22 protein-coding genes and 1 pseudogene are annotated in these 24,967 nt (G+C 51.7%); 9 read left to right on the top strand and 14 right to left on the bottom strand.

Annotated features, from left to right (window positions below; translation table 11 throughout):
* Positions 1–194: 194 nt before the first annotated feature.
* Positions 195–1,106, bottom strand: a complete 912-nt coding sequence (locus EPA93_RS13530; RefSeq protein WP_129888033.1) for a carbon-nitrogen hydrolase family protein — start codon at positions 1,104–1,106, stop codon at positions 195–197.
* Between the two features lie 326 nt (positions 1,107–1,432).
* Here EPA93_RS13530 and EPA93_RS13525 point away from each other — a divergent pair, with 326 nt between their 5' ends.
* The 3 genes from EPA93_RS13525 to EPA93_RS13515 all read left to right on the top strand — a co-directional run bounded on the left by EPA93_RS13525 (position 1,433) and on the right by EPA93_RS13515 (position 5,458).
* Positions 1,433–3,097 carry an ABC transporter substrate-binding protein gene (locus EPA93_RS13525; protein ID WP_129888032.1) on the top strand — a complete coding sequence of 555 codons (1,665 nt, stop codon included), beginning with the start codon at positions 1,433–1,435 and terminating at the stop codon, positions 3,095–3,097.
* A 314-nt stretch (positions 3,098–3,411) separates the two neighbouring features.
* Positions 3,412–4,398 (top strand): ABC transporter permease, encoded by a 987-nt coding sequence (locus EPA93_RS13520; RefSeq protein WP_129888031.1) that lies wholly within the window; start codon positions 3,412–3,414, stop codon positions 4,396–4,398.
* A 7-nt stretch (positions 4,399–4,405) separates the two neighbouring features.
* Positions 4,406–5,458, top strand: coding sequence for an ABC transporter permease (locus EPA93_RS13515; RefSeq protein ID WP_129888030.1), 1,053 nt, complete (start codon positions 4,406–4,408; stop codon positions 5,456–5,458).
* A gap of 36 nt (positions 5,459–5,494) precedes the next feature.
* On the opposite strand, the gene EPA93_RS13510 is transcribed toward EPA93_RS13515, so the two are convergent.
* Entirely contained in the window at positions 5,495–5,908 is a 414-nt protein-coding gene (locus tag EPA93_RS13510) for a nuclear transport factor 2 family protein (RefSeq protein ID WP_129888029.1), read from the bottom strand.
* A 235-nt stretch (positions 5,909–6,143) separates the two neighbouring features.
* On the opposite strand from EPA93_RS13510, the gene EPA93_RS13505 reads away from it, so the two are divergent.
* The gene (locus EPA93_RS13505; RefSeq protein ID WP_129888028.1) at positions 6,144–7,229 is read left to right on the top strand and encodes an SIS domain-containing protein; all 1,086 of its coding nucleotides are present in this window, start codon (positions 6,144–6,146) and stop codon (positions 7,227–7,229) included.
* 208 nt (positions 7,230–7,437) lie between these two features.
* On the opposite strand, the gene EPA93_RS13500 is transcribed toward EPA93_RS13505, so the two are convergent.
* The 6 genes from EPA93_RS13500 to EPA93_RS13475 form a co-directional block, all read right to left on the bottom strand.
* Positions 7,438–7,998, bottom strand: coding sequence for a GNAT family N-acetyltransferase (locus EPA93_RS13500; protein ID WP_129888027.1), 561 nt, complete (start codon positions 7,996–7,998; stop codon positions 7,438–7,440).
* Between the two features lie 154 nt (positions 7,999–8,152).
* Entirely contained in the window at positions 8,153–9,022 is an 870-nt protein-coding gene (gene argB, locus EPA93_RS13495) for an acetylglutamate kinase (protein WP_129888026.1), read from the bottom strand.
* 202 nt (positions 9,023–9,224) lie between these two features.
* On the bottom strand, positions 9,225–9,860 hold the full coding sequence (locus EPA93_RS13490; protein ID WP_129888025.1) for a GNAT family N-acetyltransferase: 636 nt from the start codon (positions 9,858–9,860) through the stop codon (positions 9,225–9,227).
* A gap of 187 nt (positions 9,861–10,047) precedes the next feature.
* Positions 10,048–11,466, bottom strand: a complete 1,419-nt coding sequence (locus tag EPA93_RS13485) for a carotenoid oxygenase family protein (RefSeq protein WP_129888024.1) — start codon at positions 11,464–11,466, stop codon at positions 10,048–10,050.
* Between the two features lie 134 nt (positions 11,467–11,600).
* Positions 11,601–12,179, bottom strand: a complete 579-nt coding sequence (locus tag EPA93_RS13480; RefSeq protein WP_129888023.1) for a PadR family transcriptional regulator — start codon at positions 12,177–12,179, stop codon at positions 11,601–11,603.
* 145 nt (positions 12,180–12,324) lie between these two features.
* Positions 12,325–13,533: an MFS transporter gene (locus tag EPA93_RS13475; RefSeq protein WP_129888022.1), complete on the bottom strand. Its 1,209-nt coding sequence runs from the start codon at positions 13,531–13,533 to the stop codon at positions 12,325–12,327.
* A 179-nt stretch (positions 13,534–13,712) separates the two neighbouring features.
* On the opposite strand from EPA93_RS13475, the gene pdxR reads away from it, so the two are divergent.
* Together pdxR and EPA93_RS13465 are read left to right on the top strand one after the other, a co-directional pair.
* Positions 13,713–15,242 (top strand): MocR-like pyridoxine biosynthesis transcription factor PdxR, encoded by a 1,530-nt coding sequence (pdxR, locus tag EPA93_RS13470; RefSeq protein ID WP_129888021.1) that lies wholly within the window; start codon positions 13,713–13,715, stop codon positions 15,240–15,242.
* 167 nt (positions 15,243–15,409) lie between these two features.
* Positions 15,410–16,195, top strand: a complete 786-nt coding sequence (locus EPA93_RS13465; protein ID WP_129888020.1) for an SDR family NAD(P)-dependent oxidoreductase — start codon at positions 15,410–15,412, stop codon at positions 16,193–16,195.
* 44 nt (positions 16,196–16,239) lie between these two features.
* On the opposite strand, the gene EPA93_RS13460 is transcribed toward EPA93_RS13465, so the two are convergent.
* The 4 genes from EPA93_RS13460 to EPA93_RS13445 all read right to left on the bottom strand — a co-directional run bounded on the left by EPA93_RS13460 (position 16,240) and on the right by EPA93_RS13445 (position 19,441).
* Complete coding sequence (locus EPA93_RS13460; RefSeq protein WP_129888019.1) at positions 16,240–17,238, bottom strand: LacI family DNA-binding transcriptional regulator; 999 nt, start codon at positions 17,236–17,238, stop codon at positions 16,240–16,242.
* 270 nt (positions 17,239–17,508) lie between these two features.
* On the bottom strand, positions 17,509–18,225 hold the full coding sequence (locus tag EPA93_RS13455) for a peroxiredoxin-like family protein (RefSeq protein WP_242527396.1): 717 nt from the start codon (positions 18,223–18,225) through the stop codon (positions 17,509–17,511).
* A 77-nt stretch (positions 18,226–18,302) separates the two neighbouring features.
* Positions 18,303–18,887, bottom strand: coding sequence for a TetR/AcrR family transcriptional regulator (locus EPA93_RS13450; protein WP_129888018.1), 585 nt, complete (start codon positions 18,885–18,887; stop codon positions 18,303–18,305).
* 62 nt (positions 18,888–18,949) lie between these two features.
* Positions 18,950–19,441, bottom strand: a complete 492-nt coding sequence (locus tag EPA93_RS13445; protein WP_129888017.1) for a hypothetical protein — start codon at positions 19,439–19,441, stop codon at positions 18,950–18,952.
* A gap of 631 nt (positions 19,442–20,072) precedes the next feature.
* On the opposite strand from EPA93_RS13445, the gene EPA93_RS13440 reads away from it, so the two are divergent.
* The 3 genes from EPA93_RS13440 (at position 20,073) to EPA93_RS13430 (ending at position 23,909) form a co-directional block, all read left to right on the top strand.
* Positions 20,073–21,086, top strand: a complete 1,014-nt coding sequence (locus EPA93_RS13440) for a hypothetical protein (RefSeq protein WP_165423906.1) — start codon at positions 20,073–20,075, stop codon at positions 21,084–21,086.
* A 15-nt stretch (positions 21,087–21,101) separates the two neighbouring features.
* Complete coding sequence (locus EPA93_RS13435) at positions 21,102–22,046, top strand: LLM class F420-dependent oxidoreductase (RefSeq protein WP_129888015.1); 945 nt, start codon at positions 21,102–21,104, stop codon at positions 22,044–22,046.
* A gap of 378 nt (positions 22,047–22,424) precedes the next feature.
* The gene (locus EPA93_RS13430; protein WP_129888014.1) at positions 22,425–23,909 is read left to right on the top strand and encodes an alpha/beta hydrolase family protein; all 1,485 of its coding nucleotides are present in this window, start codon (positions 22,425–22,427) and stop codon (positions 23,907–23,909) included.
* Positions 23,910–24,207: 298 nt separating this feature from the next.
* Here the strand turns inward: EPA93_RS13430 and EPA93_RS50890 are convergent.
* Positions 24,208–24,348, bottom strand: a pseudogene (locus EPA93_RS50890) (GNAT family N-acetyltransferase); the annotation flags it as partial.
* 67 nt (positions 24,349–24,415) lie between these two features.
* On the bottom strand, positions 24,416–24,823 hold the full coding sequence (locus EPA93_RS13420; RefSeq protein ID WP_129888013.1) for a winged helix-turn-helix transcriptional regulator: 408 nt from the start codon (positions 24,821–24,823) through the stop codon (positions 24,416–24,418).
* Between the last annotated feature and the right edge of the window lie 144 nt (positions 24,824–24,967).

Below are 24,967 nucleotides of genomic sequence, written 5' to 3'. Positions count from 1 at the left end.
TCTGCATAAGTATTATTATGTATACATACATTACAATCTTCAGAGTGAGATGTCAAGGACCATTCAGGCCTTCCCGGCGGAGAAAACCTGAATGGATTTTTAATCGGCCTAAAGCTCTCAGCGAGCCAGATAAGCCAAAAATGCACTTGCAGGGCAGGAAAATAGCCCCTGGCAAGATTCATTTGCCTTCTCTGCTAGCGGTTTTGCCGCTCAAATAATTGCCCCAGACCATTGAGACGACTGAAAGGTTGCCTTACTTCTGGAGAGAGCAATTCCTGATAGCGATGAGGTCTTCTGAAGGCGTTGCCCCAGATATGTTCAGCGCGCCAGCTGCGCAGCCTGCCTAGATCGAACTCAGCTATAACAATCCCTTCATTTTCTCCTGCCTCCACGAGACAGGAACCATCTACATCAAATGCTACGGAGCGCCCATTATAATGGCCAGGAGCAGGATAGTTAGCCATCGCCATGCCGGTCATATTCTCAAAAGCCCTTGCCTGAAATTGGTGTAGACGTAGATCATCCAGCCAGCATGCGTTAGGCGTAAGTACAATTTCAGCCCCTTTTAGCATCAAGATACGCGAGCTCTCAGGAAATTCACGATCATAGCAGATCATCAAGCCTATCTGCACAGCGCCAACTTGCGTGTCTAGCTCACAAACGAAAAAATCATCCCCGGGGGCACAGGAGGCTTCCGGCACCATATACTGGCCCATATGGACGTTAAAGTCGCAGGTATGGACTTTGGCATAGGTTAAAGCGATCTTCCCCTCTTTGGTAATTAGAGATACAGAATTGCGCGGCATATCCTGCCATTTTTCAAGATAGGTAAGAGCAACATTAACCTTGAGTTGGCGGGCCAGCGCACAGAAAGCCTGGACAAAGCTACTTCCAGGCCCAATAGCTTGTTGCATCCACAACTCGTGCGCCTCGGGCTGCGTACGTAGATAGCCCTGATAGCCTATATTCCACATCTCAGGAAATACGATGATTTCGGCGCCCAGCCTGGCGGCCTCCTTACAAAAATAGACACCTTTTTCCAGGTTAGCTGCCTGGTCATTACCACAAGCCGCTATTTGTAAAAGTGCTATGCGTAACCTGTCCATCCAATATGCTCACTTTCTTTTATTTATGGATGCACACAATCCAAAGCTGATCATTACTTACTGGAACACAATAGACGTCTTGACAGTTTCACTTAAACCAAGTAAGCTATCACAAATACATAACATGTATATAGAGATTTATATTTCTCTTAAGCTTCTTTAGTCTCAAGGACTTTTAGGGCTAAGCCAAAATGAAGATGGGGAAGAGGTGGGGAAAGATTTGATCCTTCTTGGGGAAGATTGTTGCTAAGCAAAAAGCTATATGAGCGCAGGCTCATTCTATATACAATCGACACGTACCTATAGCAATTCTAAGGAGGTTCCCTGTGTCTGCCCTATCATTCTCATCACCGGCTCGCTCTCCGCGCAAGCCGGGCACGCTCCTCATGAGCCTTCTAGCCCTCTGTGTGCTTCTCCTTGCTGCTTGCGGCGGCGGTTCCTCCACTTCAAGTAAGAAAGCCGATACGCTCTGGGTTGCTCAGCTTGGTGATCAATATACCGATAATTTCAATCCTTACGCCGGCGGTTCCGGCGGCCCTCCTCACGAACTGATCTACGAATCCTTGCTCTACACCAACTACGCAACTGGCAAGATGCTTCCCTGGTTAGCCACCAGCTACAAGTTCAGCAACGATAACAAGACGCTGACCTTTACGATCAGAGATAAGGTGAGCTGGAACGATGGTCAGCCGTTCTCAGCTAATGATGTGGCCTTTACGCTCAACCTGATGCATAAGTACCCGGCAATCGACGTGAGTACGATCTGGAGCTATCTCTCCAGCGTAACAGCGCCCGATGCCCATACAGTGGTCATCAATTTCAAAACAGTATTCACACCCATGATCTGGTATCTGGGCCGCCTTGAGATGCTCCCTGAGCACATCTGGTCAAGCGTGGGAGATCCGTCCAAATACATTGATAGCAAGGCCATAGGCACCGGTCCTTTTATGGTTGAGTCCTTCGATCCACAGGTTGTCACGTTAAACCAGAATCCCCATTACTGGCAGGCCAAGCCCAAATTTGCCCGGGTCAAGTATCCAGTTTACAAGAGCAACGATACCTATCTGCTGAACTTGATCAACGACAAGGTAGATTGGGGAAATATTTTTGCGCCTAACCTTGACAAGAACTTCGTCCAGCGCGACCCTGAGCACCATCGCTACTGGTTCGCCCCTAACGATACTGTGATGTTCTATGTTAACAATCTCAAGAGCCCCTTTAATCAGCTAGCGGTACGCCAGGCGATAAGCGACGCTCTTGACCGGGCCAAAATGTCTACCGTGGCGGAAAACGGCTATGAACAGGTGGCGAGTCCAACCGCCCTGCTCCTGCCAAACGCCAAGGATTATCTTCTCCCCGAATACGCCAACCTGACCTTTAAGCAGGACCCGCAAAAAGCCATTCAAACCCTGGAGAGTGCAGGCTATAAGAAAGGTAAGGATGGCATCTTTGCCGATGCACAAGGGAATCGCCTGGCCTTTAAGATCGATGTGCCCACTAACTATAGCGATCGCATTTTGCTAAGCCAGATTGCTTCTGAAAATCTCAAAGCTGTAGGTATCGACGCCAGCATTAATACGCTCTCACCCACAGATTGGTATAACAACAAGCAGCTAGGCAAGTACGATATGACCATTGATTCGGATCAGGGCGGCATTACACCTTTCTACTACTTCAATCGCGTTCTCAATAGTCACCGTAGTGCAGCGATTGGCCAGCAATCTCAGTCCAATTTTGGGCGCTGGCAAGATCCTACCACCGATCGCTTGCTTAATCAGTATGCCACAACTAGTGATCCAGAAGTACAAAAGCAGGCCATTCAGGGCCTTGAGAAGATTTTTGTTGAGCAGTTGCCAACTATCCCGCTGCTCGATGCACCAACCTGGTTTGAATATAATACGCAGCACTTTACGGGCTGGCCAGACAAGAGTAACCCATACGCGACTACCTATCCTCCCTTACTGGTTATTCTTGCCCTGGAGCCGCGCTAGTGCTTTGAGCAGACGATAGCGAGAGGCGGCGTGAGGCCAGAGGTTCACATCCTCTCTCCTCACGCCCTCATAAGCGCGACTCAGCCGCTGAGCCCGCTTGCTCTATTAGCTGGCTTGTCAGTCGATAAGGTAATGACAAGACAAGTGCTTCTTTGGCAGGGAAAAAGAGAGCGCTTGGCGGCCATTCAGTCTAACATGCATTTGTTCCGGCCAGGAGTTGTCAGCTTACTTCCCGGGGCCAGCTCCTGGATTTTGCTATGTAGATCACTTGCCACAAGTAGGCCAAACGTTTTAGCAGACAAAGGAGTTATGCTTTGCGCCTCATATTACGCCGCCTTGGCTTTTATGCAGTCACGGTATGGGTGGCGATTACACTTAATTTTCTTTTGCCGCGTCTCGTTCCTGGCGATCCGGCGCAGGCCTTTATGGCCCGTTTCCAGGGAAGAAGTATCGATCCCGAGATGCTGCGAGCGCTAGAGATTCAGTTTGGCGTCTCACATGCGCCGCTCTGGCAACAATACTTCCAATACATCAACGATTTGCTGCATGGCAACTTTGGCATCTCGACAAGCTACTTTCCAACCCCGGTAGCTACTATTATCATTCAGAGAATGCCCTGGACGCTCACGCTGGGAATCGCCACTATTATCATAAGTTTCTTGCTCGGCACCCTGATCGGAATCATTAACGCCTGGCGACGAGGAACCCTTGTTGATACCTTGATCTCTCCGCTTATGATGATGATCTCGGGCATTCCTTACTTCTGGCTTGCGCTCATCTGTCTGTATGTCTTCGCCTTCACTTTTCACTGGTTCCCGCTCAACGGCGGCTACGACGAAGACATCCTGCCAGCCTGGAATTTTGATTTCTTTTTGAGCGCCCTGTTCCATGCCATCCTACCCGCACTCACCATTATTATCTCCTCAATCGCCGGCTGGATGCTCACCATGCGCAATACGATGATCACGACGCTCTCGGAAGATTATGTGCTGATGGCCCAGGCCAAAGGGCTGAGCAGCTGGCGCGTTATGCTGACCTACGCTGCCCGCAACGCTATCTTGCCAAGCGTCACCAGCTTTGCCCTGGCCCTGGGTTTTATTACCGGCGGCCAGCTGTTTACCGAGACTGTCTTCTCCTATCCAGGGATCGGCTTTGCCTTCATCCAATCAATTGGCAGCAAGGACTATGCACTCATGCAGGGCCTCTTTTTGATTATTACGCTGGCAGTGATTACCGCCAACTTTTTTGCCGATATGCTCTACACGGTGCTCGATCCACGTGTACGCCAGGAAAGGAACTAGCTGCACTATGTCCACACCTCCCTTTAACGAGACTCCTTTAGCCAATGGCGATGAAATGCTCCATACATTACAGGTAACAAACTCCAGCGCTAAACGCGGTAGCGCAAACATGTTGGCCCTGATCGCCATCGTGGGGCGCAGCATCTGGCGCCTGATCAACTTAAATCGCAAAATGCTGACCGGCTCTATTATCGTCGGAGGGTTTATCCTGCTGGCGATCTTTGGTCCTTTGCTTGCTCGCTTTAAGCCAGATGAGCTTTCAGCCGATATTCTGCAGCCACCTTCAGCGCTGCACTGGTTAGGCACGACGCAGGCAGGACAGGATGTCTTTGCCCAGGTGATGCTGGGTACGCGTTACTCTATCTTCTGGGGCTTACTTACGGCTATCCTTGTGACGTTTATTTATATGGTCTTCGGGCTCTCGGCTGCCTATTTTGGCGGCAAGATCGATGACATCTTAACGCTGATTACCAATGTTTTTCTGGTCTTACCGGGTATACCGTTGGCCCTGGCGCTCGCAGCCTACATTCCCTATAAAGGACCACTGACGGTGGTCGCCGTTATTGCCATTACGGGCTGGCCGGGGCACGCGCGCATAGTGCGCTCGCAGGCGCTTACTTTACGCCAGCGCGACTTTGTTGCCGCAGCGCAGATCAGCGGCTTGCCCGCCTGGCAAATCATCTTCGCCGAGATTTTTCCCAACATGCTGGCGGTCGTAGCCTCCGGTTTTGTGGGCACAATGCTTGCTGTCATCCTGGCGGCGGCTGGCCTGGAATTTCTGGGCCTTGGCGATATTCGCAGTATTAGCTGGGGCAGCATGTTCTATTGGGCCCAGAATAGCTCCGCATTACTTCAAGGCGCCTGGTGGTGGTTCATCCCGCCTGGAGTTTGCATTGCGCTGCTGGGGGCTGGCCTGACTTTCATTAACCTTGGCCTCGATGAGATTGCCGATCCGCGCTTGCGCAGCGAGACAAGACCCCTGAAGTTTCTGAGGAGTCGTAAGAGACAGGCAACCTCAACAACCAAGTCGGAGGGTCCAGAAGAAATAAGCCAGCGCTAAATTTTCAGGTCAGGGAAAAAGCGTATATGAGCTCTCCTATTCTCGTATCGAGGCAAACGCCCGGTCAGCGGCACTGCCACCTTGCATGTGAGAGAGCTCCCAGCAACGCGCAAGAAGTCCGTTGCGCACCTCAAAGAGGGCAAGTACGAAAACTGTAAAGGGGTTTCCTTGCGCATCTTTCCCGCTCAAACTATGCCGTGAGACGAACCTATCGCCTTCAACCACAGTTTCGTGAATCGTAAAGCTGTCGAAGGAGTAACCTTGCCTCTTTCGTTCTGCTAAAGCCTGCAGGTGTTGCACAAACGCTGCGTAATCAAGCCGCGCGCCATCTGACCACTGCTCGTATTCAGGCGAAAAGTAGCGCTCGACTGTAAATTTTCCTGTGGCCAAAAATTCCTGAAACGCTTCTTCGAGCAGCTGTATACCTGGATGACGGGAGATATGTTTCATGGTATTTCTTCCTTACTTTAACTGGTAAGGGCACCTTTATTCTTGAAATGTCCTTTCAAATGGTTTCCGGGAAACCATTTTTAGTATAGCCTGCTTTTCTCCTCAGTGCAAAGCAAAAATTTGCTTGTGGCCTTCTACTTTTCTACCACAGTGGCTCTTTTGTTAATGCCACTCATGGTGTAGGATAGAAGCAACCTCCTCCAGGCTTACAATTCAAGAAAGGCAGACATTTGTTATGGTTGCAGAACCACGCACGCATCACCCCTATCATATGTATGAAGCTATTATGGCTCAGCCCGAGGCCAGCGCCAATGTGGCCAGAGATGCTGAGCAGATTGCTAGCACGAGCGTAGAAAAGCTCAACGCGGCTCGGCGCATCTTTCTGATTGGTATAGGCACCTCGTTTCATGCCGCACAGATCGGCCATCTGCTCTTTCGCGAGGCTGGCATCACAACTCAGGCTATGCATGCCTTTGATTTTGCCCTCTATGGTCCGACATTGAGTCCCGAGGATGTTGTCATCCTCGTAAGCCATCGCGGCAGCAAAGTCTACGGCATTGAAGCCCTTAAAAGAGCCCACGAAGCCGGCTGTACTACGCTACTCATCACCGGTCAGGGAGAACCTGTCAGCGCTCGCTACGCCAGCTATACGCTCAAGACAGTAGAGCAAGATAAAGCCTCAGCCCATACTATTAGCTATTGCGCGGCAATCGTCACGCTGGCTGTGCTCGCCAATACGTTGACAAAGCACAGAACTGGGACTATTGCCTTTTCACTAGAAAATTTACCCGAGCTTCTCAAGACATGTCTGGAAAGTGAAGAGCAGGTGCAAACATTGGCAAGCCAATATTTCCAGGCCCGGCGCATCTGGCTGGTGGGTGGTGGACCTTCCGCCGTTACAGCGCAAGAGATCGCTCTGAAGATCAAGGAATCTTCCTATTTGCAGGCTGAGGGAATGTCAGTGGAGGCTATGCTTCATGGTCCATTCCAATGTGTAGAGCCCGAAGACTTGTTTATTCTCATCGCGCCCAAAGGCGCGGCCCAGGAACGCGTTGCCCAGTTCTCTGCTCAGGTTCGGGCTGTTGGCATACCCTATCTCCTGCTTGACGATGGTTCCAATACTAAAAATAACCAGCCCTACCAGGGAGCTGCGGCCGTAGTCTCTGTTCCATCAACATACGAGCCGCTAACTGCTCTCACCTGCCTTTTACCCCTACAGCTCTTTACTTATTATCTTGCCATACAAAAAGGTACCAATCCTGACGGCTTCCGCCTCGAAGATCCACGCTTCGCCGCAGGCTCTAAGCAGGTAAAATTGTAGCATTACGTTTAGTACTGTGGAATGTAGCTATCTACACAACAGTCATGAGAAATGGCGCCTATCTCAGAAGAGAGCAAGCTATAGCTGTTTCCGCCATACTACAAATCATGAAACATAGCAGTATTATGGCTTCGTTTCTGATAAAGGCATCTCACATCTTTTGCGTATAGTTGGGCAAAAGATGTGAGACATTTCTTATGGCAAGTGACTACGATACTGGAGAACAGGCGTGCTGGTGTTTTTCATTCTGCTCGGGCAGAACGAGAGCAAAAAAAGCTGATTCTGGCTGCTCTTCCCAGCCGTGTTTTGCATAGAAATGGCGCCTATATGATTCGCGAATGCGCCTGTTAACCAGGATTAGTTGTGTACAGCCACGGCGGTGAGCATAAGCAGATACGGCATCAAGGAGACGGCTGCCGATACCATGTCCTGTCTCATCGGGATGGAGAAACAATTCAGAGACATAACCATCGCTCCCACGCTGTAAATGAAAGAACCAGTGGACAGCAACATAGCCAACCACTATTCCTTGCGGAGGCTCAGATGAGCAAGAATGTACCCCTTCTCCCACTGTTATACGCTCAGCCACCAGTATCGTATGATTATCTTCACGAAGACAGTGTTCGATGCGGTCGGCAACCTGGGCTTGCATCTGCACAAGCGATTCGCTGCTGATCTGCTCGGACCAACCTACTGCCTGAATGATGCCAGCAATTGCTCGACTATCATCCAGGCGTGCTTCACGAACTAGCAGATTCTCTTGTGACATATATACTATCCTTCATTCAAGGAATACGCCAGAAGTTTTTGCGCTATTTTCACCCACAGCCATTTGGAAACTATTCTTCCTGGTAATCCCTTCCATAGACGCTTTCTGGCTTATAAGAGAGTGGTAGCACTTTCCAGGCACGAAGTTGCATATCTTAGCGGGTAATAGTTGTTCCCATATGAGAATGACCTTCTATTTCCGAGAGCAAGGCATGCGAAACAGCCCCACTGACAATATGCACACGTGGAACATCGGCTAAAGCCTGCAAGCATGCCTTAATTTTGGGAATCATTCCCCCATAGATAATTCCCTCAGCAATCAAGGCTGTAGCTTGTGCTGCATCAAGTTCTGCTAGATTTGTTCCGTCAGGCAGATGTATTCCATTCACGTCGCTCAAAAAGATGAGCCTGTCAGCTTTGAGAGCGCCTGCCAGCCGCGAAGCAACCAGGTCAGCATTGATATTGAGGCAGGTATTATTGGCTCCCAGACCTAATGGCGCGATTATCGGAATATAGCCAAGAGCTACCAGGTGAAGCACCAGGCTGGCATCAATTGTATCAATCTCGCCGACCAGACCGAGCCGTTCATTAGCAACATGGGCCTGGATCATATGACCATCTGTACCGCACAAACCAACCCCATCTCCACCCATCTCTGTGGTTAGCGCCACAAGTTCCCGATTAATGTGACCACACAAAACCATACGCACAACTTCCAGGGTTTGGGCATCTGTTACACGCTGCCCTTGCTCGAATCGGGTAGGGATATGTAGCTTTTGCAACCACGCGGTAATCGAGGGTCCGCCGCCATGAACCAGAACGACCTTAACACCTAAGTCATGCAGCCAGATGAGATCCTGCAAGACAGCACGCTGGTATTCAAGCGCGCTCCCTCCTAGCTTCACTACAAAGGTCTTTTGCTTCAACGTGGCAACTAAAGACAGGGTTTCTTGAACCGCTTCAACCAGTAAGCGGTGATGCGAAGAAGGTTCATCCTCTTTTTCATGGATCGAAATGGCCTTCATATTTTCTATTTCCTTCATATACGTGCCTACGATAGCACGTCACGAAATGGATCACCTCCACCATTCCACTTGGAAAAAGGAGATGTTGTTATCAATTTCACACAAGGTATTATCTCCCAAAAGAGATCAAGGCGAGGTACAAGTAGTAAAGAGACCTCTCAAAAAAGACTCAATAATATTTAGTTCTTGCCCATTTTTATGGCTAGTAAATGCGAGAGAGGATGCGCCGAGGAGAACGAATCATGCTCCACACGCCAACATTGCTATCAGGAATAGTTGCCTGGTGGACCAGTCTGAAGCCAAACTTCTGATAGAACGCTACATTAGCAGGATTCGTTGTATCCAGGTAACAGGGCAAGGAAGCAGCATCAACCCGTTCCAGACCAGCCCTCAGCAGTCTGCTTCCAAGACCCTGGCCCTGTAATGCAGGCTCAACACCCAGCAACCATAGATACCAGTGAGGCTCGCTGATACAACGCCGATGAATATTCCTTGTATAGCTATCGGCAGCGTTTATACGCCATAATCCCACGAGTCCCATTCCACAAGCAGCGCGCAGGGCACCAACCCGCAACATACGCAGATTGTCCAAATTCGTATATTCTGGCGAAATCCAACAGCTCACTCCTGTAAGCCCAGAGGCCACAAGCGTTTCACCGTAGCGTAAAGCGTAACGCAGTGGGATGCTGTACATGAGCACTAATCGGCGGGCTCGTTCGGCTTCATGCGGATAAATATAAATAGAGAGAGGGTCCGCCCAAAAAGCCTTGCCGATCATCGCACTCGCCTGGGTTAGCTGTTGAGGGGTAAGAGGCTGGAACTCGTCTGTCTGGCTCATCAACTGCTCCTTGCGTCGAAGCGCTCACACTAATCTCGCTCAATCGCCACAGAATACCTTTTCAGATGTTGGAGAGCTGACAAATTTCAAGCACGCTATATCTTACTATATCACATATCAGGGCTCTTTCAGGCGCTTAAGAGCCCTGTTGGCAGATCAAAATTTTTTCGGCAGCAAACGTATATAGCTACTGTACGTTACGGAAGAATTGGCCGTGGAAACCAAAGGGAATGTGATGCGGAACCTCTGCGCGCCCGATCTCGTCAAAGGTATGGGCATCAAGGATAAGCAAGAACGAGTTGCCCTTACGCGCATTCAATACGACTGAGAGAATCACCCCATCATCTTCTTCCTGCGCACCTGGCACCTCAACCAGGACGGGCTCGCCGGGATAACAATCCTCCTGTGACCAGATCTTTGTCAGGCGCCGACGCACATCGACGCGCAGCAGAAGATTTGATACAGCCTCAGGATGCTCTTTACTGCTACCAACTCCATAGGCAACCCCATATTCATGCGTGTTACAGCGCTTATAGTTAATGGTTGGCAGCTCGATGCCGTACTCTGAAAGCACTTCATAAGTCACAGGTGCCGAAGCATCAAGGGGAATACGATAGCGTCGCAACATACTACGGGAAGCTGAATCGACCTGTTGTGGATTGCCCCGCAGTTGTTCAAGGTAGATATCATTCACAACAGCGGGAGATGGATAGGCCGAAAGATCGACGAACAGGGCTCCATCTTGTTCAAAGGCATTGATGTGGTGAAAAGTAAAAAAGGCCTCGGTCTTAAATCTCCCAAGCACACTGCCATCCTGCCGATTCATCACCACAAAGTACGCCCCTTCCTGGGGTCGCCATTCATAATTTTCGATGAAAGGTTTATCACGAGCCAGCAATTTCAGCGGATTTACGCGATAAGGAAATTCCGCAATAATGATGTAGTGTTCAGACAAACCAAAGCTATGGATGTATGCAGGCTCCTGCACTAGATATGCGCCAATCAGTTTGCGGCCATATGTGCCATCTTCGATAGAGAAGACCTTGAACTGGCTCTCGCGCGCAAACTCTGTAATATAGCTGATGCTTGCACGGCTGGCAAAATCGTAGTGTGGATGCGCAGAACCATGATGACCACTAAGCTGATCTTCATAGGCAGTCACGCCAAGCGTTTCAAGGGTGTGAGGATCAAACTTGACGGCCATAGGTACCTCAGTCATGGCGACAAACTCATCGGCCACCTTGTTAATACTCACGTTGGCATTAGGAATCATCTCGGTCATAGAACCCTTAAAGATTGCTTTACAGGGATCGGTGGCAAACCCACCAAGGGCAATGCGTCCTTCCTGCAGCGAAACTTTGTAATTTGTGCTCTGCAGAAACTTATTAGCATAAGAGACGCGCCCATGCTGGAAAGAGAAGCGATGAAGCATCGCAAAGCCATCAAACCAATGACGGAACTTGTCGGGTCCGACCTCAAATTTGGCTGGTCCATTACGCAGGAGAGAGCCCGAAAGCCAGGTGGGAATTGTGCCTTCTATTGGTAACTCATCGAGCGTAATTTCTTTATCGAGGGCCATATAGCCAGAAGCAAATGTATCAGACATGGTATCTTCTCCTTATTACTACACGTTGTATCGTCGTCAGTATTGCCATAAACTGAAAAATAACGGCAAACCTCTTATCCGGATAAGCTTTAGGCGTAGCTGCCTGAGCCAGGTGCAAGCAGATACCATGCCAGCTAGCTTGATTCCTTCTCCCTTGCTTCAGGCTCGGCCAAGTTTTCCAGCGTAACCAGGGCTTCATCGCACCAGGCAATAACTGCCTGGGCATCATATTTTCCATTGCTAAGTGTCAGGAGCCAGTAGGGAAGATTGGGATTTGTGGCATATTCTTGTTTGATTTGCACCTCAGTCTGCTCAAAAATCTGCAAAAGCTGTATATACTTTTCTCGATATTCACGTACGTGCTCGATGCTCGCGGGAAGAGGAACCTGAGTGCCAAAGAATAACTTGAGTAAAAGTTCGTTGCGGATGACCTGATGCTCAACAGGGCCAGCCAGCCAGCGGCGTAGTTCCTCTCGTCCCTTGTCGGTTAAGGCATAGATGCGACGCTCAGGTTTGCCTTCTTGCTTCTCGCTATGCGATATGGTCAAGCCTTCGGCCTGGAGTTGCTTGAGCATAGGATAGATCTGGGCATAGTTCTCTTGCCAGAAATGACCCAGACCGCCTTCAATGGCCTTCTTAAGATCATAGCCCGACATAGGCAGCAGGCTGAGCATGCCCAGCAGGGCATATTTGCTTTTGTTCTCTTTACCCATAACTTCACACCTATATATTTCACATGTATATATCTTTCATATATATGAAGTATAATCCAGGTGAAAAGGGATGTCAAGGCTCTTAGGAAGGCGCTTGCTGGGAAATATTTGCTCTATTGCCGAACTCAAGCACACCTTGTTCTACTTACCCCTGGTTGCCAGGCGAGGCCAGCGAGCGTAAAGAAACGCGCTTAAGAAGAAGCAGAAGTCCTATGCCCAGTATCCACACTGCGCCAGCAAATACCAGGAAAGCTCCGTACAGGCCAATGGCTTCGCTTAGAAAGCCAATACCAATTACTGGCAGTGCCACCCCTAAATACATGGCCACATAGAAGCCTGCCAGAACCTCGGCCCGCCTGGAGAAAGGAGCGCTAAGTGTTACCAGGGCGAGGCTCCCCATCCAGGTTAATCCATGGCCAATTCCATTTATAACCATGCCAAGCAGCAAGAGACCAGGAGCGTGCAATGGGACGGCAGCCACGACACAGCCAAGACCAGGCAGGAGGAAGGCAATCCCATAAAAAATCGCGCGTGGGGCATAAAGGTTCCGTAAGAGTACCTGGGTGGCCGCAGAAGCGCCAAGCAGGAGAAATACGATGCTCCCCGTCATTATGAGCGCATTTATATGCAGCAGAAGCCCTACATACGTTGGCGCCAGAGCAACAAAGAGAGCAATCACCGACCAGGCAAGAAAGGCTGCAATGCTGCCAGGAACAAATGTAGCGCGTAGTGAGCTCAGCAAGTGCCAGGATGGGAAATAACGCCGCCTATTCTCGCTGCGTTTTGCCACAGTCTCAGGCATGCTCCAGGCCGCAAGAAATGCAGGCCCGAGAAGCCCGAGATGGACAAGATAGGGCATGACAATCGGCTGGAAAGTAAATTGAGCCAGCATTCCTGCCAACAATGGCCCAACAGCGCCACCCGAGGCGACGGCCAACGAAGCATGTACCGTTGCTGCATTATGCTGCTGGCGCGGATGCAACTCTACAAGATAAGCAGTTAACGTAGCGATGGCGCTTCCGACTGCGATGCCTTGAAAAGCCCGTGCCACAAACAACCAGACAACGGTATGTGCAGAGGCAAAGCAGATGCTTCCTAGCATAAGCATAAGGAGGCTGGGAATAATCAGCCTACGGCGTCCTATACGGTCAGAAAGCGGACCCGCAAGCATAAGGGAAGGTATGAGGGCCAGGGGATAGGTGGCAAAGAGTAAAGAGATCGTTCCTGTCGAGAGGTGCCAGAGTTTCCTATAGATCTCGTAGAGGGGCGAGGGCAGATTTGGCCCTACCATCACGATAAAAAGTGTATACACCATAAGCCAATATATGCCGTTTCTTTTACTTTCTCCGTCCATCTCATGCTCCTTACTCGGTACAACCACGCTATCGATGTTCCGGGATAATCTGTCTAATGCTTCACTGCCAGGATGGTTGCTATTTTCCGCGAAAAGTGATCTTGCCACAAGCACCACTTTCTGTTAAGCTGGCCATACCACTTCCCTTTTGACTGTTCAAACCAATGGGAGATCTCAGTATGATCAAAGAAGCGCTACATCCCCTCTTCTTCGCGCTCGCGCTCGATCCTTCATCGCCTATTCCTCTCTATCGCCAATTGGCTGATGCCATACGCCAGACCATCCTTTCAGGCAAACTGGCGGCAGGCACAAAGCTGCCATCTACGCGGCTCTGCGCCAGGAATTTAGGGATTTCGCGTTTTACGGTTCTCACTGCCTTCGAGCAGTTGCTAGCTGAAGGTTATATTTATGGCCAAGAAGGTAGTGGGACGTATGTCACCGATGTCTTGCCGGATAGTCTACTTGAGCTACCCGATAAAACAGCTCCTCTTGCGCCTGCTGAAGAGCAAAAACGTAAGCTCTCGCGGCGAGGAGCTGTCCTGGCAAACAGTATGGTTATGCCCCAGTTCCTGGAAAGTGGAGGGGCGGTTAGTGCATTTCGGCCGGGCCTGCCAGCCCTCGATCAGTTTCCCTACACCATCTGGAGGCGTCTGCTGACGAAGCGCTGGAACCGCTTTCCAGCAGAACTGTTAGGCTATTCAGATCCCGCGGGATTTCTGCCCTTACGTGAGCAGATCGCAACTTATGTACGAGCGGCACGAGGCGTTCAATGCGTTGCTGAACAGGTTATAGTTGTAGCTGGCTCTCAGCAAGCTATTGAGTTGGCAGCGCGTTTATTGCTTGATCCTGGCGATGCTATCTGGATGGAAGATCCCGGCTATCCTGGAGCCCGCGGGGCTTTGCTTGGTGCAGCGGCACAAGTTATTGCCGTGCCGGTCGATGAGCAGGGACTCGACATAGCGCAGGGCATTCATTTAGGCAAACATGCCAGCTTAGCTTATGTAACCCCTTCACATCAATTTCCTCTTGGGGTGACCACAAGCTTGCCACGCCGGCTGGCGCTCTTAAGCTGGGCCAATCAGGTTGGAGCCTGGATTCTCGAAGATGATTATGAGAGCGAATATCGCTACACGGGTCGTCCGCTTCCCTCTTTACAAGGGCTTGACGCAACGGGTAGGGTTATCTATATCGGTACGTTAAGCAAAGTGCTTTTCCCAGGCCTGCGCCTGGGCTACTTGATTGTGCCTTCTGATCTCGTAGAGGCATTTGTGGCTGCACGCAAGCTCATGGATCGCCAACCACCAATCATCGATCAGCTCGTATTAACCGATTTTATGAGCCAGGGCCATTTTTCGCGCCATCTCAGGCGAATGCGCACCCTCTATGAAGAGCGTCAGACACTGCTGATAGAAGCTGTCAGGCGCGAGTTGGCGGGCTTACTCGCGGTCGCTCCGTCTGAAGCTGGCATGCATCTCGTGGGAAATCTTGCTGAAGGCCTTAACGAAACCCAGATCTCACGGGCTGCAGCACAGCAAGGGATAATCGTTCCGCCTCTCTCGGCCTACTCACAGCGCGCACTCAACTCTCGGGCATTACTGTTAGGCTACACGGCCTTCAATGCCCAGCAAATCAACCTGGCAGTGCAAAGTCTGGCCAGAACATTCAAAAAAACTATGCAGGATGACATGAGCGCTAGCACTGCTCCTTAGCCCACGCGAAATGCTGGCAAAATATTTTTTCTATTCAATGTTTTCGAAGTGCTTCGAACAAAGCACTTGACATAGCATAGATAGTTATGTATGCTCTGAAGAGAAGATTGGAGGGAAAGCGTATGAAGAAGAAGTGACAAGCTAGCACATCTCAATTGGAGGCACATATGATCAGTTCTTATGTAGTTACAGGAGGCGGTCAAGGTATCGGCAGGGCTGTTGTCGAGAGGCTTCTGGATGGCCCCAACTGCGTCGTCGTGATCGAACGCAGCCCAGAAGCGCTAACCTGGATAGATGAGCATCCAGCAGGGCAGCGCGTGCTTGCCTTGATTGGCGATGCTAGCGATAATACAGTTACGGAGCAAGCGGCGGATCTCGCCCAGTCAGCAGGCGCTTTTTCAGGTTGGGTCAATAATGCTGCTTTATTCCGTGACGCTTCGCTCCACGCAGTCTCCGCCCACGAAATGCTGGACCTGATCTCGCTAAATCTTAGTCCCGTTATCGCCGGGTGTCAGAGCGCCATTCGCCGTTTCCTGGCGGCAGGAACGCCGGGAGCAATTGTAAATCTCTCCTCACACCAGGCCAGGCAAGCTGTTCCCGGCTGCACTCCTTATGTGACCGCCAAGGCTGCCATTGAAGGGCTAACGCGTGCGCTAGCTGTAGAGTACGCTCCCCACGGCATACGCGTTAACGCTGTTGCCCCTGGTTCGGTGGAGACTGAGCGCTACAAAGAATTTCTTCAGCAGCAGGAGCCCGAGGTTAGCGCACGAATCGAACAAGAAATGCGCCTGCTCCATCCACCGGGCCGGATTGCGCGCGCCCAGGAGGTTGCCGCAGCTATAGTCTACCTACTCTCAGCCGAGGCAAGTTTTATCAACGGAGCCACCGTGCCTGTCGATGGTGGAAGATCAGTGCTCGCTCACGATCCCGAGTCATTACTACCGCTTAGCTGAATGCGCTGAGTGCCTAATGGTCCAACTCTACGCATGGGCTTTCGCTAGCCTGTAGCGCGCTTGACTAACTCTAAGTTTAGCATCACTTCACGAGTTGTGGTGGGCTTCTCAAGCTGTTGGAGTAATCGCTCCATAGCCGCCCGGCCGGTTTCCTCCAGAGGTTGGCGCACGGTGGTGAGATCCAGAGCTTCAGCCAGTTCACCATCATCGAAGCCAACAATAGCAACCTCGTCTGGAACACTGAGTCCCAGTTTGCGCGCCGCCCTCAGCACGCCGGCGGCCAGGGTATCGGAGCTGGCAAAAACAGCCGTTGGCCGTTTCTCCTGGGCCAACAGCTCCATTGCCATATTCATAGCTGGCTCTACTCCGTGCAGAGTGAAGCGTACATCATCCTCTGCAAGGGAATAGCCAGCTTCTTGCAATGCGCTACGATAGCCTATGAGTCTTTGTTGGGCTGGGGAGACATAGAGGGAAGATTGCTGAGTCTCGCCAAGAAAAGCAAAGTGGCAATGGCCTTGAGCTATCAAATGCTCGGCCACGAGCCGGCCACCAAGCGAGTCGGAGGTCAGGATGGCATCGAAGCCGGGATAACGCACATCGATGAGCACTGTAGGTAGTCGCAGAGTGGTAAGGCGCTTAGCAACGACCTCATCTAGCGGCAGGCTGATCACTATGAGACCATCCAGGCGCCCCGTAATGGGCAGGCTTGCTAGTAGAGGTGAGGAGCTCTGTGCCGCCGATACCTGGTCAAATAAAACGATCTCCAGGGGACGGTGACTGACGAAGCGCAGAATCCCGTTCAGGCGTTGAGCAACTGACGGGTAAGAGGTATATGGCGCGATGACGCCTATGCGCCCTACGCCTCGACGCGCTTTGGCCACGGCTTCCGGCTTAGGAGCAAAACCAAGCGCATCTACAGCCTCCAGAACTTTGCGCCTCGTCTCTGCGCTGACTCGCGCCGGGGAATTGAGAGCTAACGACACAGTAGAGATGCTCACGCCAGCCAGAGCGGCCACATCATAGATCGTCTTAGAGCTTGACACGTCATACTCCTCCTCTTCCCTAGAAGGATATATGTATGTCCGCGATGTGTCAAGCTATCTAATCGAAGCACTTCGCACCAGGCCCTATCTCTCCCGCAGTCACTCTGCCCACGGACAAAGCGTACAAGCTCAAATTGGGGACATAAAACATAGCGCATGAGGAGCGCTTAAGACTCACTCTGTCGCCATGTTTGCGGCGGGAAAAGACACAAGAAACTGGCTCCATTCAGCGGAGGCACATATATGTGCCTCCGGGTTGAGTTTTACGACTTATGAGCTCTGTGCATTCCTTAACTTTTTGAGGCTGGCAATGATGATGGATGGTTCAAGACGGCGCGTATAGTCGGGATCGACAAAGGCCAGCCGGATGGTTCCATCCCGATCTACAAGAAATGTACCTGCCATCGGCAATTCCCACGAGCCATCGCCATTGAAAGCTGAGAGATCCGCGTTGATCTGCCTGTAGGCAGCGCGCACCGCCTCATCAATCGTAAAGACAAGCCCAAACTTGCGCGCAACCCGATTGCCAGCATCGCTTAAAACCGCAAAGGTTAGCGCCTGCTTTTCGGCGAGCGAGAGGCTCTGATCCGGCGTCTGGGGAGAAATGGCTACCAGCGAGGCACCTAGTTCTTTAAGCTGGGGGAGAACCTGCTGATAGGCATGGAGCTGTATATTGCAGTACGGACACCAGGAGCCTCGATAGAAGGTAATAACAACGGGTCCCTGTCCGAGCAACTGTGTAAGTGTCACGGAATTGCCAAGGGCATCGGGTAGCGTAAAGTCCGGGACCTTTTCGCCTTCCTGGAGAGCCCGCTCAGCCGCCTTGTTGGCCCTGAGCATCTCGACAGGACTCAGTAACTGCTGCAAGAGCTCGGCAGGCACCATTTGCTTCCCCATAGCGAGAACCTGCGCAAGCTTTTGGGACAATGGTGCGTCTGTTGCCATGATTTGTTTGAGCCGCTGATCCGGCGATGATATCTCAGTCATAAATTTTTTGCTCACTTTCTAATAGACCGGTCTACTTTAAGGTAACAAAAAAACTGCGTTCTGGAGAGAAAGCTCTCTCATCTCGTGAGTACACGTTCAAAGAGAATGCGCAAAAAGGTATGGAGCGGAGCGGGGTCCTGCTCAACTTTCATGCGCAACAGCGCTCCATGTAGGCTGTTTAAGCAAAAGTCAGCAGTCTGTTCAACCTCTAGCGTAGGCGAAAGTTCTCCGCTTGCCTGAGCCTGTGCTATGCAGCGCTGAATTCTTAAGCGCAAATGCGTAAGCGCGTCCTGTAACCTGGCCCGAAAAGGCTCGTTGTAGGCTGCAAGTTCCTGGCTCAGGTTCCCAACCATACAGCCGCGATAGGAGAGCAATGACGCATACCAGCGGCCCGCAGCCTCAAAGAAGAGCTGCAAGCGCTCCAGGGGAGTATGCGTTTCATCCTCAAGATAATGCCCAACATACGTATCATACTCCTGCATATAGCTCTCCAGGGCTGCCAGCACAAAGGCGTCCTTGCTCGCGAAGTAGTGATAAAAAGAGCCCTTGGGCACGCCTGCCGCATGCAACACGTCCTGGATGCCGGTCGCGGTATAGCCCTTTTCCCAGATTAATTGTTTGCCAACTTCCAGCAGATGTTGCCTGGTATTTGCCTTCTTCATACAAGAAGAATAGACCAGTCTGTTCCGAAAGTCAAGCCCTCTTTGTACAGACTTTGCCGGAATCAACTGGCCGACCAGCGTTTCAAAACACTGGTAGGGCTGTACGCCTGAGACCAGATAACTATGTGATAATAATCATCGCCTTCAAGGCCATCTTTACTCAGGCCTGCCAATCCCCTGGAGTAAATACGCACTCGATAACTTCCTGGCTTGACCGAGATTCGCGTGGCATCAGGGAAATAAGCAGTGCACCCAAGAATCGCTATCTTGCCCGATGGTACATCCAAACTCGCCTCCACAACATGATCCCAGGAATCAAATTCATCTTCAGAGCCCCTGTCCAGGAGATCAAGCTGGATAGGGACTGTCATGTTACGAGCGGTGCCAACGCCAACAATCCCAGGCGCTACGGCTATCTTATTGGTGACTAATTGATTGCCCCAATCATCAGGAAAATCGTCGTCAAACTCTTCGTCCTCAATATGTATTTGATAATAGTCAGCACACAGGTTCAGACTATACGAAGCGAGTTTCCTCGCCTTTGCTTCAGACATCAGGATACCTCCTTCGAAAGCAACATAAGTTTGAAAGATAAGTTTCCACGCTATATTCATCATTTCTATACAATAGTAGCATATACTATTACTTTCCCACTGCCAATTTCCGTAAGCCCTGGCAAGTTCGCTCTCAGCTTCTTTCCAATTGAAGCGCAAGCAGTCAGATAGCTTCTGTGGCGTTTATAGTCCCGCGTCAACTTTTCTCGGATAATTTTGTCCATATATGCGATAACCAGCATTTTTGTAGAGTTATGCTTGAATTGAAGAACCTGCACCTTTTAACAGATAGCGAGTTCTCTGTCCATTTCAGAATAGCTTGCTTTTAGATTTCCACTCCCAAGCAGGCAAGTGGAGAAGTATTCTCCACCCAGGTACGACGCTCACAAAAATTGCTTGACAAAGATGGATTGAAGGGGTATATTTTTCAATGAAAGAATTTTTTATTCATTAAAAGAGTAGCAGAACAATTTGCTTCGTGGATTAAAGGAAACAGCGATTTGGCGACAGTATGTCCTGATATTCGTTTGTCTTTTTTCCATGACTTCTTGTCTAGAGTCAAAAAGTACTCGAAAGGAAAACATGGATGAGTCTTAATAATACCCAATCAGTTGTGCGGCATAAACGCTCTCTGCGGGCCAGAGGGATCGGTTACGACACCGGCTTCAGTGCCGATGGTGAGACCCGCAGGCCGTTCGACCACGAAATCGTTAGGCGCGAGTTACAGATCATTCGCGACGACCTGCATTGTACAGCGGTGCGCCTGTTTGGCGACGAGCTGGACCGGCTCGAATTTGCGGCGCGTCACGCGGCCGATCTGGGCCTGGAAGTCTGGTTCTCGCCGTTCACTCAGCAGTTCGGCCCCGAGGCGATGCTCAACCTGCTGGCCGACGCCGCCGAGCGTGCCGAGCGCATCCGCCGCCAGGGAGCCGAAGTCGTATTCGTCACCGGTGCCGAGCTGAGCCTGTTCAATACAGGCTTCCTGCCCGGCGATAGCCTTGAAGAGCGAGTCACTAATCTGCTCAAGCGTCAGCCGGAAACCCTTCAGAGCATGGCCGGGCTACCCGCACGCATTAATGAGTTCCTGGCCAGAGCCGTGGCCACGGTCCGCGAGCGATTCGGCGGCAAAGTCACCTATGCCTCCATCCCGCTAGAGGGCATCGACTGGACGCCGTTCGATATCGTTTCGGTCGATCTTCACCGCTCGAAGGAGATCGCCCATATCTTTCAGCAGGGTGTGCGCACATTGGTTGCGCAAGGCAAGCCGGTTGCAATCACCGAATTCGGCTGCACCACCCACCGTGGAGCGGCTGATCACGGCGGTCGCGGTGGTGGTGAGATGATCGAGTTCGACGGGAGCACGCCGGTCCGCCTCAAGGGCGACTACATCCGCGATGAGCAGGTGCAGGCTACCTATCTGCGCGAGCTACTTGACATCTTCACAGCTGAAGGCGTTGATGCCGCCTTTGCCTGCACCTTCGTTTGCTATGGCTGGCCGCACCGCAGCAACCCCCACGAAGACTTCGACATGGCAAGCTGGGGAGTGGTCAAGGTCCTTGAGAATCGCACTGGGGAGACCTATCCCGATATGCCCTGGGAACCTAAGGCCGCCTTCACCGCGCTCGCTGACTACTATCATGCTTGATCGAAGGAGGTATCTATGTCTCTGAAATTTGGCCTCTCGCTGCCGCAAGGCTGGACCATGGAGCTGGCGCATCTGAAAGATCCGATCGAAGCGTTTGAAACTATGGCGCAGGTAGCTCAGGTCGCCGAGGAGGTAGGCTTTGATTCTGTCTGGCTTGTCGATCATTTCCATACCTTTCCAAAGCCATCACAGGAAATGACCTTTGAATGCTGGACCTCGGCCGCAGCTCTTGCGCGCAGCACCCAGCGAATCCGCATTGGCCAGATGGTGACCTGCAATGGCTACCGCAATCCTGCACTCCTGGCCAAAATGGCAAGTACCGTCGATGTGCTCTCGCACGGACGGCTGGACTTTGGGATTGGGGCGGGAGCGCTCGAACAAGAGTATCGCGCCTATGGATACGACTATCCTGAAGCTCCCGCTCGTCTGCGTCAATTGCGCGAGGCGCTGCAAGTGATCCTGGCCATGTGGACGCAAGAAGAAGCTGTCTTCGAAGGGAAATACTACCAGGTGCGCGGCGCGATCAATCAGCCCAAAGGCGTGCAAAAGCCACATATTCCTCTGCTGATTGGCGGGGGCGGCGAACAAGTCACCCTCAAGCTTGTCGCGCAGTATGGCGATGCTTGCAATGTAGGCGGCACTCTAGAAACCATTCGGCACAAGTTTGATGTCTTGAGAAAGCACTGTGAAACCGTAGGGCGCGATTATGAGAGTATTCGCCGCACGGTGACGCTTTCCTGTATGATCGGCGAGACCAATGAGCAGGCTGAGGCAAAACTCCCGGCTGGCTTACCTGGTCGCGCCGCCATTATGGCGAGCTCCCTGGTTGGTAGCCCGACCACACTGCGCAAACGTCTGAGCGAGCTGGAGGAAGCCGGCGTTCAGGAAGTCATTCTCCGCTTCCCCGATGTCTTGAATCTTGATCTGTTGCGCCTCTTTGCGAAGGAGTTAATCGCTTAGCTGATGAGAGGCTGGCAATAGCGATCCCGGAGACAGGAAGATGCGAAAAGCTGGTATGGCACAAGCTAATGAGCATTGCAACCTTACCAGCTTTTCATTTGACATACGTTTTGATACGGTCAAGCGTATGTGCGGAGCTATATGTCAACCGGCCAGGAGGTATGTCAGAAAACTGTCGATTATGAAGGAACCAGATCAGGGGATGGGCTGGAGAGCGCAAGGCTGCGCCACTGTTGGCAAGATTGCTTTGGTTGGCGGATGGGTACACTTTTGTGACACTTTTGACATACTGTAGCAATAATGAGGAATTAACCTTCTAGCAGATTAAAAATTATTGCTTCTCTATAGAAATACTATTCTGAAAAAGGATTTTTGTCTATGAAGCTCCATTCTTCTCGCAGGGGATTGGCGCACCCTGCACACCTACTCCTGGCCTCTCTAGTTCTGCTCATAGCTTGTCTTTCCTTGAGTCTGGCATGCTTACCTGCCGCCTCCGTGCAGGCTGCGGCATCTCCCGTCCTTAAGCTTCCTCCTGATCTGACCTCAGTGGAGGTTCGCTTCCAGGGCAGCGGCGGACTCACACTGCACGGGTCAATTGTCGAGCCGGTCCATGCCCCGATGGGCAGACCTGGTATTGTGCTGGTGACCGGCTCTGGTCTAGGATTGCGCACCGAGCGGCTGCCAGAGGCGATAGCCTTCGCCCAGCAGGGCCTCTCCATCCTGATCTACGATAAGCGCTCGGTGGGCTACTCCATCAATCAACGGAACTACTCCCAACTGGCCGATGATGCTCTTGCTGCCGTGCAGGCCCTGCGTGCCCATCAGGGGGTAAACCCGCAGAAGGTGGGTATCTGGGGATTGAGCGAGGGAGGCTGGGTCGCTCCACTGGCGGCGTCCCGTTCTGCCAACATCGCCTTCGTCATCGTGGTGGGCGCCAACGCGATGATCCCGCTCCAACAGGAAACCTGGTCGGTGGGCGACACCTTGCATCATGCAGGCGTGTCTGGATCACTGCTTGACCACACCGAACCTACTATGTTTCGCCTGGTGGCGGCGGCTGCGCTCTTTTCAGAGGCCTACTATGATCCCATAGCCGCCCTCTCGTCTCTGCGGCAACCTCTGCTGGGTATCTGGGGCAGCGATGATCGGTCTACTGCCCCAGGAGAGAACCCCCCACTCTTCGCTCACGCCCTCCAGCAAGGCGGGAACACGCACTACGCATTCCGCTTCTTCAAGAACGCCAGTCACTCCATACACGTGAGCCGGGATGGTGGGGTGTCTCCTCTGCCAGCATTGGCAAGTGGCTATGCCCAGCTCGTCGGAGCCTTCGTCCACGCAGTAACGAGCGGCCAGTTGCCCACTGCCGACGCTCCCGCTCCGCCGCCGCAGGCGTGGCAGAGTGTCGCAGTGCCTCCGCTGATGTGGTGGGAATCGCTTTGGCTCCAATGCGCTGTGGTCGCTGTGCTCATCATAGCGTTTGCTACCTATCCACTGGTAGCTCTGGTGCGACGGCTGCGTGGCAGTTCCCAGAAAGCTGTTGCAGGTTCGCCGGCACGGCTGCTCGCTAGTGCTGGCACAGTGGTGATCCTCAGCTTCTTCCCGTACTTGATCTCCCTGATGATCTCTTCGGAAAATACCAACGTGGCGCCAGTTGGTCCAGTTCTCGCCGGGAGGCCGCTCCCGTGGTTGCTGCTGCAAGCGGCCTCTCTCGTCGTTGTCGGTGCGCTTGTCTGGACAGCAGTAGTTTGGCATCAAGCGAGGGAAAAGATGAATGGCAGCGAGCGGCTTCGGCTGGGTCTCTTACTGGTTGGCGGCGCCCTGTTTGTGCTGTGGGCACTCTACTGGGGCCTGCTTCTGCCTTGATCTCCATTCTCTTTCAAGAGGTCAACAAAGCCATAGCACATCCATTGAAAAGAGGTTCCATGTGGAACCCCTCCTGCATCCCCCGCTTGATCGCTCTTCAACCGAAGTTGATTGATATCGGAGCAGGGAGGGAAAAGCAGAGCAACGTGCCCCTTGTGCGCAAAAAAACGAGAGATCTCTTCTGACCAGTTCCTAAAAACGCTCAATCAGGGTCGTGCTGATCAAGATTTTTCCACAGGTAAAAGACGGTTTCGCCTGGCGGGCAATTTTCGAGCGTTCCATAGAGGCTATATCCCAACTTTTGATAAAATGCGGGGGCTTGAAAGTCTGAGGTAGCAACGCGAGCGTAATGACAACCGCGCTGACGTGCTTCGCGCTCTGCTTCCTCCATTAACTGCCGACCAAAACCATGTCGGCGAAGGGGCTCATCAAGCCAGATGATGCTGACTTCAAGCTACTGGGGAATCGCGTGCATCCTCCTCATATCAGGGCACGAGATCTAGCGGCTATTCCCCATTTATCGACACTTCCTCAGTTTCTTTGTCATATTGCTCACGGGCCTTTTCCATCTCCTCGATATGTTCATTGGTCCAGGCGCAGAGCGACAGGAGAGGATTCATCAGGGTCTTACCAAGCGGGGTGAGATAATACTCCACCTTTGGCGGAACAACAGGATAGACAGTGCGCTTAACCAGACCATTGCGTTCAAGGTTTCTCAATGTGTGGATCAACATCCTTTGCGAGATCCCCTTAACGGCGCGCTGCAAATCACTTAAGCGCCGACCTCCCGGCCGAAGCTCATAGACCACACGTACTGTCCATTTATCAGACACTAAATCCAAGCCCCGATATGTTCCGTACAAAGGCGTCAGATCTCCGGACTCGGTGCGTTCTAACGAAGAGTTCTCTCCCATATGCTCAGTCCTTAACGTCAAGTATAGTTTCACCAATATTTACTTTTTTGTCAGTATACCACTTTTTTATCAGTACTTCTATTAGTAAAGTATTCATGGTACAGTTCCTCGTATCAATTATGCGCAGCGAATTGGAGGCCGAAA

This window comes from Ktedonosporobacter rubrisoli, assembly GCF_004208415.1.
Taxonomy (GTDB): domain Bacteria; phylum Chloroflexota; class Ktedonobacteria; order Ktedonobacterales; family Ktedonobacteraceae; genus Ktedonosporobacter; species Ktedonosporobacter rubrisoli.
The sequence above is the reverse complement of the archived record's forward strand: the minus strand, read 5'-3'. Positions and strand labels throughout refer to the sequence as shown.

What these genes read in the sequence shown, in the direction of transcription:
- EPA93_RS13530 (WP_129888033.1), bottom strand. Translation starts at nt 1,106, where the DNA reads ATGGACAGGTTACGCATAGCACTTTTACAAATAGCGGCTTGTGGTAAT.
- EPA93_RS13515 (WP_129888030.1), top strand. Translation starts at nt 4,406, where the DNA reads ATGTCCACACCTCCCTTTAACGAGACTCCTTTAGCCAATGGCGATGAA.
- EPA93_RS13510 (WP_129888029.1), bottom strand. Translation starts at nt 5,908, where the DNA reads ATGAAACATATCTCCCGTCATCCAGGTATACAGCTGCTCGAAGAAGCG.
- EPA93_RS13505 (WP_129888028.1), top strand. Translation starts at nt 6,144, where the DNA reads ATGGTTGCAGAACCACGCACGCATCACCCCTATCATATGTATGAAGCT.
- EPA93_RS13500 (WP_129888027.1), bottom strand. Translation starts at nt 7,998, where the DNA reads ATGTCACAAGAGAATCTGCTAGTTCGTGAAGCACGCCTGGATGATAGT.
- argB (WP_129888026.1), bottom strand. Translation starts at nt 9,022, where the DNA reads ATGAAGGCCATTTCGATCCATGAAAAAGAGGATGAACCTTCTTCGCAT.
- EPA93_RS13490 (WP_129888025.1), bottom strand. Translation starts at nt 9,860, where the DNA reads ATGAGCCAGACAGACGAGTTCCAGCCTCTTACCCCTCAACAGCTAACC.
- EPA93_RS13485 (WP_129888024.1), bottom strand. Translation starts at nt 11,466, where the DNA reads ATGTCTGATACATTTGCTTCTGGCTATATGGCCCTCGATAAAGAAATT.
- EPA93_RS13480 (WP_129888023.1), bottom strand. Translation starts at nt 12,179, where the DNA reads ATGGGTAAAGAGAACAAAAGCAAATATGCCCTGCTGGGCATGCTCAGC.
- EPA93_RS13475 (WP_129888022.1), bottom strand. Translation starts at nt 13,533, where the DNA reads ATGGACGGAGAAAGTAAAAGAAACGGCATATATTGGCTTATGGTGTAT.
- pdxR (WP_129888021.1), top strand. Translation starts at nt 13,713, where the DNA reads ATGATCAAAGAAGCGCTACATCCCCTCTTCTTCGCGCTCGCGCTCGAT.
- EPA93_RS13465 (WP_129888020.1), top strand. Translation starts at nt 15,410, where the DNA reads ATGATCAGTTCTTATGTAGTTACAGGAGGCGGTCAAGGTATCGGCAGG.
- EPA93_RS13455 (WP_242527396.1), bottom strand. Translation starts at nt 18,225, where the DNA reads ATGACTGAGATATCATCGCCGGATCAGCGGCTCAAACAAATCATGGCA.
- EPA93_RS13450 (WP_129888018.1), bottom strand. Translation starts at nt 18,887, where the DNA reads ATGAAGAAGGCAAATACCAGGCAACATCTGCTGGAAGTTGGCAAACAA.
- EPA93_RS13445 (WP_129888017.1), bottom strand. Translation starts at nt 19,441, where the DNA reads ATGTCTGAAGCAAAGGCGAGGAAACTCGCTTCGTATAGTCTGAACCTG.
- EPA93_RS13435 (WP_129888015.1), top strand. Translation starts at nt 21,102, where the DNA reads ATGTCTCTGAAATTTGGCCTCTCGCTGCCGCAAGGCTGGACCATGGAG.
- EPA93_RS13430 (WP_129888014.1), top strand. Translation starts at nt 22,425, where the DNA reads ATGAAGCTCCATTCTTCTCGCAGGGGATTGGCGCACCCTGCACACCTA.
- EPA93_RS13420 (WP_129888013.1), bottom strand. Translation starts at nt 24,823, where the DNA reads ATGGGAGAGAACTCTTCGTTAGAACGCACCGAGTCCGGAGATCTGACG.